General features: G+C 70.5%; 17 protein-coding genes, 1 tRNA gene and 1 other RNA gene. 7 read left to right on the top strand and 12 right to left on the bottom strand.

Features of this window, described 5'->3' with window-relative positions; genetic code table 11:
• Positions 1–54: 54 nt before the first annotated feature.
• The gene (locus H4F98_RS11080; protein WP_182687639.1) at positions 55–273 is read left to right on the top strand and encodes a hypothetical protein; all 219 of its coding nucleotides are present in this window, start codon (positions 55–57) and stop codon (positions 271–273) included.
• A 17-nt stretch (positions 274–290) separates the two neighbouring features.
• Complete coding sequence (locus H4F98_RS11075; RefSeq protein ID WP_182687638.1) at positions 291–935, top strand: HAD-IB family phosphatase; 645 nt, start codon at positions 291–293, stop codon at positions 933–935.
• A gap of 13 nt (positions 936–948) precedes the next feature.
• Here H4F98_RS11075 and H4F98_RS11070 read toward each other — a convergent pair whose 3' ends face one another.
• From H4F98_RS11070 to dnaX, 4 genes are all read right to left on the bottom strand, one after another.
• Positions 949–1,299, bottom strand: coding sequence for a histidine triad nucleotide-binding protein (locus tag H4F98_RS11070; protein ID WP_182687637.1), 351 nt, complete (start codon positions 1,297–1,299; stop codon positions 949–951).
• Between the two features lie 65 nt (positions 1,300–1,364).
• Entirely contained in the window at positions 1,365–1,964 is a 600-nt protein-coding gene (gene recR / locus H4F98_RS11065; RefSeq protein ID WP_182687636.1) for a recombination mediator RecR, read from the bottom strand.
• Between the two features lie 49 nt (positions 1,965–2,013).
• Complete coding sequence (locus H4F98_RS11060; RefSeq protein WP_141518988.1) at positions 2,014–2,334, bottom strand: YbaB/EbfC family nucleoid-associated protein; 321 nt, start codon at positions 2,332–2,334, stop codon at positions 2,014–2,016.
• A 76-nt stretch (positions 2,335–2,410) separates the two neighbouring features.
• Positions 2,411–4,240, bottom strand: a complete 1,830-nt coding sequence (dnaX, locus tag H4F98_RS11055; protein WP_182687635.1) for a DNA polymerase III subunit gamma/tau — start codon at positions 4,238–4,240, stop codon at positions 2,411–2,413.
• A 190-nt stretch (positions 4,241–4,430) separates the two neighbouring features.
• On the opposite strand from dnaX, the gene H4F98_RS11050 reads away from it, so the two are divergent.
• Positions 4,431–4,523 (top strand) — tRNA-Ser (locus H4F98_RS11050).
• Between the two features lie 103 nt (positions 4,524–4,626).
• Positions 4,627–4,723: signal recognition particle sRNA small type (gene ffs / locus H4F98_RS11045), an RNA gene on the top strand.
• 902 nt (positions 4,724–5,625) lie between these two features.
• Here ffs and H4F98_RS11040 read toward each other — a convergent pair.
• Genes H4F98_RS11040 through H4F98_RS11010 form a run of 7 tightly spaced genes read right to left on the bottom strand, consistent with a single transcriptional unit; the run spans position 5,626 to position 10,549 of the window.
• Complete coding sequence (locus H4F98_RS11040; protein ID WP_182687633.1) at positions 5,626–6,660, bottom strand: YncE family protein; 1,035 nt, start codon at positions 6,658–6,660, stop codon at positions 5,626–5,628.
• A gap of 57 nt (positions 6,661–6,717) precedes the next feature.
• Positions 6,718–7,143 (bottom strand): molybdenum cofactor biosynthesis protein MoaE, encoded by a 426-nt coding sequence (locus H4F98_RS11035; RefSeq protein WP_182687631.1) that lies wholly within the window; start codon positions 7,141–7,143, stop codon positions 6,718–6,720.
• Between the two features lie 5 nt (positions 7,144–7,148).
• On the bottom strand, positions 7,149–7,394 hold the full coding sequence (locus tag H4F98_RS11030; RefSeq protein WP_182687629.1) for a MoaD/ThiS family protein: 246 nt from the start codon (positions 7,392–7,394) through the stop codon (positions 7,149–7,151).
• The gene (moaC, locus tag H4F98_RS11025; RefSeq protein WP_182687627.1) at positions 7,391–7,906 is read right to left on the bottom strand and encodes a cyclic pyranopterin monophosphate synthase MoaC; all 516 of its coding nucleotides are present in this window, start codon (positions 7,904–7,906) and stop codon (positions 7,391–7,393) included. Before moaC ends, H4F98_RS11030 begins: the two co-directional genes overlap by 4 nt.
• Before the next feature lie 54 nt (positions 7,907–7,960).
• Positions 7,961–9,001, bottom strand: coding sequence for a GTP 3',8-cyclase MoaA (moaA, locus tag H4F98_RS11020; protein ID WP_182687626.1), 1,041 nt, complete (start codon positions 8,999–9,001; stop codon positions 7,961–7,963).
• Positions 8,998–9,756, bottom strand: a complete 759-nt coding sequence (locus tag H4F98_RS11015) for an MBL fold metallo-hydrolase (protein WP_182687755.1) — start codon at positions 9,754–9,756, stop codon at positions 8,998–9,000. Before H4F98_RS11015 ends, moaA begins: the two co-directional genes overlap by 4 nt.
• A 43-nt stretch (positions 9,757–9,799) precedes the next feature.
• A complete protein-coding gene (locus tag H4F98_RS11010) occupies positions 9,800–10,549 on the bottom strand; it encodes a 3-deoxy-D-manno-octulosonic acid kinase (RefSeq protein WP_182687624.1) in 750 nt (249 codons plus the stop codon).
• Positions 10,550–10,566: 17 nt separating this feature from the next.
• Between H4F98_RS11010 and H4F98_RS11005 the strand changes: the two genes are divergently transcribed.
• The 3 genes from H4F98_RS11005 to H4F98_RS10995 all read left to right on the top strand — a co-directional run bounded on the left by H4F98_RS11005 (position 10,567) and on the right by H4F98_RS10995 (position 12,601).
• Complete coding sequence (locus tag H4F98_RS11005) at positions 10,567–11,670, top strand: glycosyltransferase family 9 protein (RefSeq protein WP_343064763.1); 1,104 nt, start codon at positions 10,567–10,569, stop codon at positions 11,668–11,670.
• Positions 11,670–12,020: a hypothetical protein gene (locus H4F98_RS11000; protein ID WP_182687620.1), complete on the top strand. Its 351-nt coding sequence runs from the start codon at positions 11,670–11,672 to the stop codon at positions 12,018–12,020. The genes H4F98_RS11005 and H4F98_RS11000 overlap by 1 nt, the downstream gene beginning before the upstream one ends.
• Positions 12,021–12,112: 92 nt before the next feature.
• Complete coding sequence (locus tag H4F98_RS10995) at positions 12,113–12,601, top strand: DUF1203 domain-containing protein (protein ID WP_182687618.1); 489 nt, start codon at positions 12,113–12,115, stop codon at positions 12,599–12,601.
• Positions 12,602–12,625: 24 nt separating this feature from the next.
• Here the strand turns inward: H4F98_RS10995 and H4F98_RS10990 are convergent, their stop codons facing one another.
• Complete coding sequence (locus H4F98_RS10990; protein WP_182687616.1) at positions 12,626–13,036, bottom strand: DUF6165 family protein; 411 nt, start codon at positions 13,034–13,036, stop codon at positions 12,626–12,628.
• Between the last annotated feature and the right edge of the window lie 22 nt (positions 13,037–13,058).

Here is a 13,058-nt window from a genome sequence, read left to right as displayed (position 1 = left end):
CCCGATCCGGCTAGCCCCCGACCTCGACCGATCGCTCCACGGAAGGAGAACTGCATGATCCCTGCCTCGACGCCCCGAGGAATGCGCGTAGCCGCGGCGGTACTGACGCTGCTCGGTACGGGCGCGATACTCGCCCACGGCTATCGGCTCGCATCCGGCCTGTCGGAGCCCGGCATCTTCAGCCTCGTGGCGATGTTCGCCGGCCTTTACATGTGCGCCTGGCTGGGCCACTACGGGCTGTTCGGCTGCGGCCCCGGCCACATCAAGCGCTGACCGCGCGCGGGGCTGGCATGGACCTCGCACTCTTCGATTTCGACCACACGATCACCGACCGCGACAGCTTCTCGGCCTTCCTGAGGGCGCACGTGCCCGCGCGCCGTCGTTACTGGGGCGGCCTGCTCGTCGCGCCGTTGCTGTTGGGTTACTACCGGCTGCACCTCGTGTCCGGGACGACCCTGCGCCGCGCCGTCGCCCGGGTGGGACTGAAGGGCCTGCCGCGCGATGCGCTCGCCGCGGCCGCCCGGGCCTGGTCCCGCGACGTGCTGCCCGGTTTCGTGCGCCCGGTCGCCCTGGAACGGATCCGCTGGCACCAGGCCCGCGGAGACACCGTCGTGGTGGTCTCGGCCTCGCTCGACCTGTACCTGCGCGATTGGTGCCAGCGGGAGGGGCTGGAAGTGCTGTGCTCGCAACTGGGGCATCGCCGCGGTCGGCTGACGGGGTATTACCGGGGCGTCGACTGCGGGGGCGACCACAAGGCACGCCGCATCCTCAAGCGCTACCGCCTCACCGACTACCGTGCCATCCATGCCTATGGCGACAGCGAGGAAGACGAGGCCATGCTCGCCCTCGCCGACCACCGGGTCTATCGCTGGGAGGGCTTCGAAGTCGCGTCGGCCTCCCCCCGCACGGCACGCAACGGGTTCTCCTCGCGCTGAGGCTGATGCCGGGTCAGGGCGTACCGAAGTGGCCCAGCGGTGCGCCGGCCAGCAGGTGCAGGTGGATCTGGAATACCGTCTGGCCGCCATGCGCGTTGCAGTTCATGACGATCCGGTAGCCGTCCTCCGCGAAACCCTCCGACTTGGCGTAGCGGGCCGCCGCCAACGCCAGGCGGCCTACCACCTCCGCCTGCGACGGTGGCACGTCGTTGAGCGTCGCGAAGCTTTCCTTGGGCACGAACAGCACGTGCACCGGCGCCTGTGGCGCGATGTCGCGCACGGCGATGAGGTCGTCGTCCTCGTAGACGATGTCGGCCGGGATCTCGCGCCGGATGATCTTGTGGAAGATGGTGTCGTCGGCCATGTGCAACTCCTGGGTTCCCGGCGACCGGCGGCCACCGATGGGGTATCCCGCGGCTCCGGCGGGACCTATTGGGGTATTTCGCTGCGACTGCCGAACGCGTGCGACAGCGTTCCGCGATCGACGTACTCGAGCTCGCCGCCCAGCGGCAATCCATGGGCGAGCCGGCTGGGCTTGACCCCATGCCCGCGCGCGAGTTGCGACAGGTAGTGCGCCGTCGCTTCGCCCTCGACCGTGGGATTGGTGGCGATGATCATCTCCTGCACCTCGCCCTCGCCCAGGCGGTCGCCCAGGCGGTCGAGCCCGAGCTCGCTCGGCCCGATGCCGTCGAGCGGCGACAGGCGCCCCTGGAGGACGAAGTACAGGCCCCGGTATCCGGTCGCCTGCTCGATCGCGAGGCGATCCGCCGGCGACTCCACGATGCACAGCAGCTGGGCGCCGCGCGAGGGGCTGGCGCAGGTCGCGCAGACCTCGGTCTCGCTGAAGTCGCGGCAGCGCGCGCAGTGGCCGACCTTCTCCACCGCTTCCGCCAGCGCCTGCGACAGGCGCCGGCCGCCGTCGCGCTCGCGCTCGAGCACGTGGTAGGCCATCCGCTGCGCCGACTTCTGGCCGACGCCGGGCAGGACCCGGAACGCCTCGATCAGTTGTTCGAGCAGGGGGGACGTCATGGGCGCCGCGTGGAAGGCTTCATGGAAGACGTGACCGCGTCGGGCCGGCTCAGAAGGGCAGCTTCATGCCCGGCGGCATCGGCATGCCGGCCGTGGCGGAGCCCATTTTTTCCTGCGACGCCTGGTTGACCTTGTTGACCGCGTCGTTGATGGCCGCGGCGATCAGGTCCTCGGCCATTTCCGGGTCCGACACGACGCTGGGGTCGATCCGGACCTTGCGGCATTCCATCCGGCCGGTCAGGGTCACGCTGACCATGCCGCCGCCGGCGTTGCCGGTGACCTCGACATTGGCCAGTTCTTCCTGTGCCTTCTGGATGTTTTCCTGCATCTTCTGCGCTTGCTGCATGAGTTGGGCGATGTTTCCGCGCATGGTGTTCGCTCGCTTCTGTTCGGTGTTGATGGAATGTCGCGTGGGCGACGGCCCGCCGGGACGGGAGGTGGAAGGTTCAGCCATCGAAGGGACGGATCGAATCGGGCACCACGGTCGCGCCGTGCTGCTGGATCAATCGTTGCACCTCCGGATCGTTCATGAAGATCGCCTCGGCGGCCGACTGCCGCTCGTCGCGCGCGCGCGCCTTGCGCGCATGCAGCGAGTCGTCGAGCGCGCGGGCCGCCTCGAAGCGTACCTGGGGGGCCGCGCCCAGTCGCGCTTCCAGCGCGGTCGACAATTGGTCGACGGTCATCGGCATGCGCAGGTGTTCGTCGTTGTCGGCCAGGGCAAGCACCAGCACGCCATCGGCATGGGAGACGAAGACCGCGTGTTCGGCGAGCAGTTTCGCCGGTCCCCTCAAGCCGGACAGGCTCTCGACCAGCGCATGCCAGTCGTCGGCATCGGCAAGCACCGGCCCCGCCGCGGCGACCGCGGCCCGTGGCGCGTCATGCGAATGCGTGACGACGCCGGGCTCCGGTCGGGGCACGCGCACGGGTTCCGCAGCGAATGGAGGCGACGCCACCGGCAGCTCGCGAACTTCTTCCGGTTCCGGCCCGGCGACGACGTGGGATCCCACGTCCACCGCCGGTCGCGACGGCGGGGCGTCCAGGGTGGGAGCGGGCTCGGGATCGGGTTCGGAGCCCGCGCGTCGTGGCTCGGGTTCCGGGTCGGCGGCCCCGGCACTGGCCGCGACCCTGCCCGCGCGCGACGACCCGTCGCGCGGCTGGGGCGCGGCGTGGCTGTCGGCGTCGCCGGCGGGACGGAAGGCCAGCATCCGCAGCAGGCTCATCTCGAACCCGGCCCGCGGACTCGGCGCATAGCCCAGGTCGCGACGCCCGCCCAGGGCCATCTGGTACCAGAGCTGGACCACTTCCGGGCGCAGGCGCTCGGCCAGGCCGTCGATGTCCAGGCCGTCGGTCTCGACCTCGGCCGAAGGCACCAGCTGCCGCACCTGGACGCGGTGCAGGGCCTCGGAGAAGGCGTCCAGGACGCCCGCCCAGTCCGGCGAGAACTCCGCCAGGGTCGCCACTTCGGCCAGCATCCGCTCGCCGTCGGCATCCGCCAGCGCGGCCAGCAGCTCGCCGACGCGCGTACGGTCGACCGTGCCCAGCATCGTCGCCACCGCGGCGTCCTGGAGCACGGCGCCGTCGCTGCCCGCGCCGGTGTAGGCGATCGCCTGATCGAGCAGCGACAGGCCGTCACGCAGGCTGCCGTCGGCGCCCCGGGCGATCTGGCGCACGGCACCCGCCTCGGCGGGGATACCCTCGGCTTCGAGGATCCTGTTGATCTGCCCGGTGATCTGCGCCTCGTCCAGGCGCTTGAGGTTGAACTGCAGGCATCGCGACAGCACCGTCACCGGCAGCTTCTGCGGGTCGGTGGTCGCGAGCAGGAACTTCACGTGGCCCGGCGGTTCCTCGAGCGTCTTCAGCAGCGCGTTGAACGCACTCTTGGACAGCATGTGGACCTCGTCGATCAGGTAGACCTTCACCCGGCCCCGGCTGGGCATGTACTGCGCGTTGTCGATGACCTCGCGGACGTCGTCCACGCCGGTGTTGGACGCGGCATCGATCTCCAGCAGGTCGATGAAGCGGCCGGCGTCGATGTCCTTGCACGACGCGCACTCGCCGCAGGGATCGGCGGAGGTGCCCTGTTCGCAGTTCAGCGACTTGGCGAAGATCCGCGCGATCGTGGTCTTGCCGACGCCGCGGGTACCGGTGAACAGGAAGGCATGGTGGATGCGGCCCGAATCGAGGGCGTTGGTGAGCGCCTTGACCACGTGTTCCTGGCCGACCAGTTCGGCGAATCGCCGGGGGCGCCACTTTCGAGCAAGGACCAGGTAGGACATGGGCTGGAGACGAACCTCGGATTACGCCGGGAGGGGGCGACCGGCACGGCCGCCGCCCGGGCAGACCTCCATAGTGTGCCATGCCCGTCCAGCCCCGCCGCGACTGAACGCCGCCGCTTGTGGCAGGACCCCGCCAGGGTTAGACTTTGCGCCCCCCGCGGGCCGGTTTGCGCCGGCGCGGGGGTCCAGCGGAGAGGTGTCCGAGTGGTTGAAGGAGCACGCCTGGAAAGTGTGTAAGCGTCTAAACCGCGCTTCGGGGGTTCGAATCCCCCTCTCTCCGCCATATTTGCCGCTCCATGCCCCCGGGTGCCCTTGTGGTCGCCGGTTCGTGGACGCATGTAGTCAGAGTCGAAAGGCAGGTGCCGCGCACCTGTCCCATGGTGGCCCCGTCGGCCCCTCGCGACGCTAGGTCGAAAACCCCGCCAGGGCCGGAAGGCAGCAACGGTATCGATCGACGCGGGTGCCGAGGATCGTTGGCGGGGCCGCCGCCTTTTTCACGCTTCGCGTGAAAATCCCACGATACGCGGTGCGTATAGTGGGCCCCGGCGGTTCGCTTATCCGATCCCCCGCGCCTTCGGCGCGCCCCCCTTACCAAGGGGGGCTGGGTTGGAGCGCTTGCACTTCTTGCTCGGTCATTGCACACGCTGCGCATGTGCATGTGCATCCCACGATCCGCTCCGCGAATCGTGGGTCCCGGCTGACCGCTCTTCCAATCCCCCGCGCCGTTGCACACGCTGCGCATGTGCATCCCACGATACGCGGTGCGTATCGTGGGCCCCGGCGGTTCGCTTATCCGATCCCCCGCGCCTTCGGCGCGCCCCCCTTACCAAGGGGGGCTGGGCTGGAGCGCTTGCACTTCTTGCTCGGTAATTGCACACGCTGCGCATGTGCATCCCACGATACGCGGTGCGTATCGTGGGCCCCGGCGGTTCGCTTATCCGATCCCCCGCGCCGTTGCACACGCTGCGCATGTGCATCCCAAGATCCGCTTCGCGTATCTTGGGCCCCGGCGGATCGCTTATCCAATCTCCGCGCCTTCGGCGCGCCCCCTTACCAAGGGGGCTTTCCTCCATGTTTTTGCGCGGAGGAAGTCTGATCGGTATCAGGCCGCTCGTGGAAAGCCGATGATCCGCGTCGCGAATCGTGGACCCCGGCCGACCGCTCTTCCGATCCCCCGCGTAATTGCACACGCTGCGCATGTGCATCCCACGATACGCGGTGCGTATCGTGGGCCCCGGCGGTTCGCCATTCCAATCCCCTGCGCCTTCGGCGCGCCCCCCTTACCAAGGGGGGCTGGGTGGAGCAGACTGCCGACTGGGGCCCAGGACATGGGCATGGGCGCTGATGCTTGCGGGGCCACCCTGCCGGGACGCCGTTTCGGTGGGTCAGTGGGTGAGGGCCAGGGCGTCGGGCTCGCGGCCGGTGGGCCAGTGGTCGATCACGCGCCAGGTGGCGGTGTCGATCACGGCGATCTCGTCGGCGCCGCTGATCGCCACGTACACGCGCGGGCGCTGGGGGTCGGCGATCACGCCGATCGGCAGGGCGTCGCGGCCCAGCAGGGTCTCCCGGTACCGGGCGCCCTCGCGCAGCAGCTTGACGGTCGCCATGCGCGTCTTGTCGCCCGCATCGAACACGGCCAGTTCGGCCGCACGCGCATTGGTGACCAGCGCGCGGTCGCCGTCGGCGGTGAACACCACGCGGATCGGAAAACCTGGGCTCTCCAGTGTGTGCAGCAGGTCCAGGCTGTCCGGGTCGTGCACTGTGACCGTGCCGGCCGCGCGATTGCTCACCCAGACCTCCCCGCTGCCGGGCCGGACGGCAATGCCTTCGGCGCCCTCGCCGCTCGGCCGTTCCAGTGTCTTCTCTTCGGCGCCGAGATCGACCCGGCTCACCGTGCCGGCCGCGATCTTGCTCACGTAGGCGGTGTCGCCCGCCTCGTCGATCGCGACCATGTGCCCGGTGCCGTCGCCGACACCGATGCGCGCGACCACCTCGCCCGCGTCCACGTCGACCAGCAGCAGGGCGCCGCTGGCCTCGGTGGTGACCGCCGCCCGCTTGCCATCGGGCAGGAAACGCACGCCATGCGGCCTGCCGTTCTCGCCCAGGGCGATCGCGCGTGGCGCCTCCCCGCCCTCCAGGTCGATCAGGGTGAGGCTGTTCCCCGCCGCGTCGCCGCCGTAGTTGGTGACCAGCGCGCGGCGACCGTCGGGACTCACCGCGATCTCATGCGGCGAAACCCCGGTGTCGATGGCGCCCACGCGACGCCCGTCCTCGGTCGACAGCCGCCAGACCGTGTCGGCGGACTTGTTGCCAACCAGCAGGTCGCCCGCCACCCCAGCCAGCGGCAAGGCCAGCAGGCAGGCCGTGAGCCCGGCGCGACTCAGCACGCCGATTGATTGCCCTGATGCGGAAAAGCGCATGTCCAGTCCTCTTCGCTTGGGGGCCCATTGCCGGCAGGGCCGTTCGTTCATGGAGTGTCAGCGACCCGGTGCCGGGTGCAGCCAGCCGGCTTCGCCGTCGGTGTACCGCTCGCGTTTCCAGATCGGCACGCGCGCCTTGACCTCGTCGATGATGTAACGGCATGCATCGAAGGCCGCGTCGCGGTGGGCGGCGCTGACGCCCACCCAGACCGCCAGCTCGCCGATGGCCAGCTCGCCGTGCCGATGCACGCAGCACGCATCGACGATCGCGAAGCGCGCGCGGGCCTCGGCCAGCACGGCATCGCCCTCGCGCTCGGCCAGCGCCGGATAGGCTTCGTAATACAGGCCGTCGACCGCACGACCGTCGTGGTGGTTGCGGACCCAGCCCTCGAAGCTGGCGAAGGCCCCCGCGCGCGGATCGAGCAGGGCCTCGCGCAGTGGCGCGATGTCGAAGGGCGCGGCGGCCAGCCGGAATCCGTGCATCTACCTCAGCCTCCCGACACCGGCGGGATTAAGGCGACCTCGCTGCCCGCGCGCGGCGCGTCCGACCAGCGCGCGAACTCGCCGTCGACGGCCACGCGCAGGCGCTCGACCGGCAACGTGAAGCCATGGCGCGCCTGCAGTCCGGCGTACAGGCCACGCAGGTCGACGGCATCGCACAGCACCGTCTCTTCGGCGCGACCGGCGGCATCGCGCAGGCTGGCGAAGTACAGCACGCTCAACTGCACGCTCATGCCAGCGTCCCCACGTCGCGCCTGCCGCCCCGCTTGCCCAACAGCTTCGCCGGGCCGAGCACGATGCGATGCGACAGTGCCTTGCACATGTCGTAGACGGTCAACGCCGCCACCGTGGCGCCGGTCAACGCCTCCATCTCCACGCCGGTGCGATGCGTGGTGCGCACGCTGCATTCGATGCGCAAGCGATTGTCGCCGTCCCAGTCGACGGCGATCCGGCAGCCGTCGATCGGCAGCGGATGGCAGAACGGAATCAGCTCATGGGTCCGCTTGACCGCCATGGTGCCGGCGATGACCGCGGTGTCGACGATGCCGCCCTTGGCGCTGCGCAGGCCGCTTTCGCGCAATTGCGAGGCGACGTCGGCCGGGAAGCGGACCTGGCATTCGGCGCGGGCTTCGCGCGGCGTGACCGCCTTGCCGGATACGTCGACCATGGCCGGGCGACCCTGGGCGTCGAGATGGGTCAGGGCGGCACGGGCTCTCGCCGGGCGGGGGGACGCGGGCTTCTTCATGGCGCCATTGTGACCGCGATGGCGAAAGACTGCAGCTTCCAGCAGACGATGGACTCAACCGCCCACCAGGAACATCTCCACGTGCCGGCGCGAGCCGCCCGCCTCGCCGCGGATCTCGCTGTAGCGGTCCGCGCGTGCGCCCCAGATCGTGGCCAGGCGCTCGACCAGCGCGTCCTCGCCTCCGGCCAGCGCCACGCGCAGGTCATGGCCATCGCCGGCGAACAGGCAGGTGTACATACGACCGTCCGCCGACACCCGCGCGCGGTGGCAGTCGCCGCAGAACGGTGCGCTGACCGAACTGACGAAGCCGATCTCGCCACGACCGTCCAGGAAGCCGTAACGGTCGGCGACTTCGCCGCGGTAGTGGGGATCCAGTGCCTGCAGCGGCCAGCGCGCGTGGATGGCGTCGCGCAGCTCGGCCGAGGGCACCACGCGTTCTCGGCGCCAATGGTTGCAGGTGCCCACGTCCATGTACTCGATGAAGCGCAGCACCATGCCGCTGTCGCGGAAGCGCTCGACCAGCGGCAGGACCTGGTGCTCGTTCACGCCGCGCTGGACCACGCAGTTCAACTTGATGACCGGGAAGCCGGCGGCGCGCGCGGCCTCGATGCCGGAGAGCGCCTGGGCGACGTCGCCACGACCGCCCGACAGGGTACGGAACAGCTCCGGATCCAGCGCGTCGAGGCTGATCGTCACCCGGTCCAGGCCCGCCGCGCGCAGGGCGGCCGCGTGGCGCGGCAGCAGCACGCCATTGGTGGTCAGGGCGATGTCCTCGATGCCGTCGATGCGCGCGAGCCGCGCGACCAGCGTGGGCAGGTCGCGGCGCAGCAGGGGTTCGCCGCCGGTCAGGCGCAGCTTGCGCATGCCCAGGCGGACGAAGGCCCCCACCAGGGTCTCGATCTGGTCGAAGGACAGGCGCGTGGCGGCGTCGAAGCCGTAGTCGGCCGGCACCTCGTCGGCGGGCATGCAATATGGACACCGGAAGTTGCAGGCTTCGATGACCGACAGCCGCAGGTCGCGGAGCGGTCTATCCAGGCGGTCGCGCAGGCGCCCCTCCTCCCCTTGCCGGCCGGCGGGCGTCGCGGGGGTGTTCATGCATGCTCCACCGGCAGGGCCACCGGCGGGCGCAAGGGCACCACTTCGCCCGGGTCGAGCACGCGATAGCCTCGGGCACGCAGCGCGCGCGCGTCCTCCAGGCTGGCGTAGTGGTAGAGCGCGCAGCGCGCCAGCAGCGCCGCGGGGTATTCGCGTTCGAGGTCGTCGATGCCGCTGTGCGACGGGTTGCCGACCAGCGCGCAATCGTGCGCGACCAGTTCGTCGGCGTCGGCCCAACGCGCCAGCTGCTCGGGGATCGGCCGGGTGTCGCCGGTCCACACCAGGCTGCCCCGCAGGCGCAGGCCAAACGCGCTGTCGGGCCAGTGGTGGCGCGTCGCGAAGACCTCCAGTCGCTCGCCCTCGTGCCAGAAGTGGTCGCCGACCGGGATCATCTGGAAGGCGTCCCAGAAGTTGACGCCGCCTTCGGCCAGGGCATTCGGGTAGCTGCCCACGCGCTGGTGCAGCAGGGGCACCAGCGGCGCCGGTACGTATACCCTCACCCGGCCCCGCCATCGGGCGTCGAACAGGCTGTCGATGAACAGGCGCTCGAAACCGGCGACGTGGTCCATGTGCGCGTGGGTCATGAACAGAGCGCGCGGCGGATGGCCGTAGTGGGCCATGAACGCGGTCAGGCCTTCGGCGCCGCAGTCGATGCTGAGCCAGGGCGCGCCGTCGCGCTCGATGGTCGCCATCGCGGAGCCGAGCTCCACCGCCGCGGCGTTGCCCACGCCCTGCAACCGCAGGTTCCACTCCATCCCGGCCTCCCCTGGCCCCGCGTTGTCTTCCTGCACGGTCACCTCAGTATCCGCGCGCCCAGACCGCATCGTAGGCCGAGCGCAGGCGCGCGTAATCACGTTGCACGTCCTCGACGGGGCGCTCGCCGCGCAGCTTGAGCAGCGAACGCTGCAGCCGCGACAGGTTGCGCTCGCGCCAACCCGTCGCCGGGATCCGCAGTTCGCCGCGGTCCAGGTCGATGACCCAGCCGGTGCCCGCCGAGTTGAACAGCAGATTGTGCGCGTTGAGATCGGCGTGGTCGAGGCCGATCCGGTGGCTTCGCGCCACCAGCCGCCCGGCGGCTTCCCACGGTGCGCCGTCGGCGGCCACCGCGGCCCGGTCGGCCAGCGAGCGCACGTCCTCGATGCGGTCGAGCAGGATCGCGGCCTGGTAGCGCAGGCCCTCGCGCCGGTAATAGGCCGCGATCGGGCGCGGCACCTGCAGGCCGCGGCGGATCACGCTGCGGGTCAGGCGGAACTCTGCGAAGCTGCGGGTGCGGTTGGACCCGTGCCACCAGTAGCGATCGCGGCTGAAATGGGCCGCCACGCCGCCGCGCAGGTAGCGCCGCAGCACCGCCGGGCCGACGGGCGTGTCGACGAACCAGGCCCCGCCGCGGCCGCCGCTCTCGACGGCGCGGGCCTTGTCGCCCCAGAACGCGGGCGAAAACCACTCCGGCGCGACTTGTCGCACGCGCTCCAGGTCGAACAGAATCGCGCCGTACCCGGTATCGTCCCGGAATGGCGTCAATCCCTCGGTGGCGTCGTAGCCGGTCATTGCCTTGGAGTCTAACAATTACAACGCCCCATTCACCTAGCGCCCGCGCCCCGGATTCGATCTGCCTGCTGCGCCTGTCCGCGCTGGGCGACGTGACCCACGTGCTGCCCCTGGTCCATACCCTGCAGTCGGCGTGGCCGGGCGTCCGCCTGGCCTGGGTGATCGGTCGCGGCGAGCGCCGCCTGCTCGATGGCCTGCCGGGCGTGGACTTCATCGAATACGACAAGAAGAGCGGCCTGGCCGGCATGCGCGCGGTCAGGCGCGAGCTGCGTCGCTGGCTCGGCGATGCGCCGCGCTTCGACGCCTTGCTGCAGATGCAGCTCGCCGCCCGCGCCAACCTGCTGTCGGCCTTCATCCCGGCGCGCCGTCGGGTCGGCTACGACCGGCGCCGCGCCAAGGAGCTGCACGGCCTGTTCGTCAACGAGCGCATCCCCGACCGCCCGGGCCCGCACGTGCTCGACGTGCTGGGCAGCTTCTGCGAGCCCCTTGGCCTCCAGCGCGGGGACGTGCGCTGGAACCTGCCGGTACCGCCCGAGGCCTTCGAATGGGCCGCCGCGCAGTGGCCCGCCGACGGCCGCCCGACGCTGATGGTCTCGCCCTGCTCGAGCCATCCGCTGCGCAACTGGCGCGCCGAGCGCTACGCGGCCCTGGCCGACCATGCCGCCGGGAAAGGCTGGCGGGTGGTGCTGTGCGGTGGACGCAGCGAACTCGAGCGCGCGACCGCCGATGCCATCGTCGCGACCATGCGCCACCCGGTGCTGGACCTGGTGGGCCGGGACACGCTCAAGCAGTTGCCGGCCCTGCTGGCCCGCGCCGACCTGCTGGTCACCCCCGACTCGGGACCGATGCACATCGCCAACGCGATGGGCACCCGCGTCCTGGGCCTGCACGCGGCGACCGACCCCGCCCGCAGCGGCCCCTACAGCGACCGCCGCTACTGCGTCGACCGCTACGACGACGCCGCGCGCCGCTACCTGGGCAAGCCCGCCGCCGCGCTGCGCTGGGGCACCAAGGTCGAACATCCGGGCGTGATGGACCTGGTCGGCGTCGACGACGCGATCGCCGCCTTCGAACGCCATCGCGCCGACCACCCCACCCCTTCGACACTGGAGCAGAGCTGATGGCCTCCTGGTTCACCGTCATGGCCCCGCTGCTGCCGGAACTGGTGCGCGCCGCGCGGCCGATGTTCACCCGCAACGCCGAGCCCTCGCAGGTACCCAAGCAGATCGCCGAACTCCAGGACGCGGTCCTGCAAAACGACCAGGCCATCAAGACCGTCGCCGCCGAGATGGAGCAGACCCTGGCGACGCTGACGCGCGCCTCGCAGGAGCTGGAGAACACCCTGCTCGGCCTGCGCCACGCGCTCGCGGCGCAGGAGAGAAGCCTGCGCCGGGCCAACGCCATCGCCGTGATCGCGGTCACCGCCGCCCTGCTGGCGTTCGCGATCGCGGCCTACGCGCTGGCGAGATGAGCCTGGCGGACCGTCGACTTCGACGTCCGGAAACGGCGAGAACGCACGCTGGCATCGCGCGAGGATGACGCTCCCCCACACGGAGCGCCCCCATGGCCACGCCCCCCCGCTTTCGCATCGCCGCCCTGCCCCCCGACCCCTTCGCGGCCCTTTTCGAACTCGACGACACCGCGCTCGCCGCGCGTGGCGCACGACGCTTCGTGGCCGACCGGCCGCGCACCTACCCGTGCCGGGTCAGCCTGGTCGACGCGGACGTCGGCGAAGAGGTGCTGCTGGTCGCCCATCCGCACCACGTCAGCCCCTCGCCCTACCGCGCGTCGGGCGCGATCTTCGTGCGCAGGCATGCGCGCAGGGCCAGCCCCGGCATCGACGAGGTGCCGCCGCGTTTCCGCAGCAAGCTGCTTTCGGTCAGGGGCTATGGCACGAACGGCGACCTGCTCGACGCGGACGTGGTGCCCGGCGACGCGCTGGAAGCCTGCATCAGGGCGATGCTCGAACGCGGAGAGATCGAGTTCCTGCACCTGCACCACGCGCGCCACGGCTGTTACCTGTGCCGCGTGGACCGCGTCGCGACCGCTTGACCGACAGCCCGGCCGGGGTCGTGGTCAGCTCGCGCCCTGGCCGGCGCCATAGTCCTGGTAGGACTTTTCCTCGACATAGGACGAGCCCAGGGCGAGGTTGATGTCCTTCTTGATGCGGGCGCGCTCGTCGTTCTCGAAGTACACGCTGCGGGCGAGCTTGATGAACGCCTCATCGAAGGCCTGCGCCTTCTCCTTGACGCGGATGTCGTCCTCGATCACCCACAGGCGCTCGTTGACCGCCTTGAGATCGGCCCGCAGGCGGACGATGTCGTTGCCGGCCGCGGGGTGCGCCATCCAGGTCTGCTCGAGGGCCGACAGCTCCTTGCGCACGTTGGCCAGCTTGGCCTCGTCGCTCATGCGCTCGGACTTGATCTGCAGGATCGCGATCTTGTCGAGCAGTTCGCCAAAGGAGACGGGGACGAGGATTTCGGACATCGGGGAAGCACCTGATGGAGTG

It is taken from the genome of Marilutibacter spongiae, from assembly GCF_014145325.1.
Lineage (GTDB): Bacteria > Pseudomonadota > Gammaproteobacteria > Xanthomonadales > Xanthomonadaceae > Marilutibacter > Marilutibacter spongiae.
The sequence above is the reverse complement of the archived record's forward strand: the minus strand, read 5'-3'. Positions and strand labels throughout refer to the sequence as shown.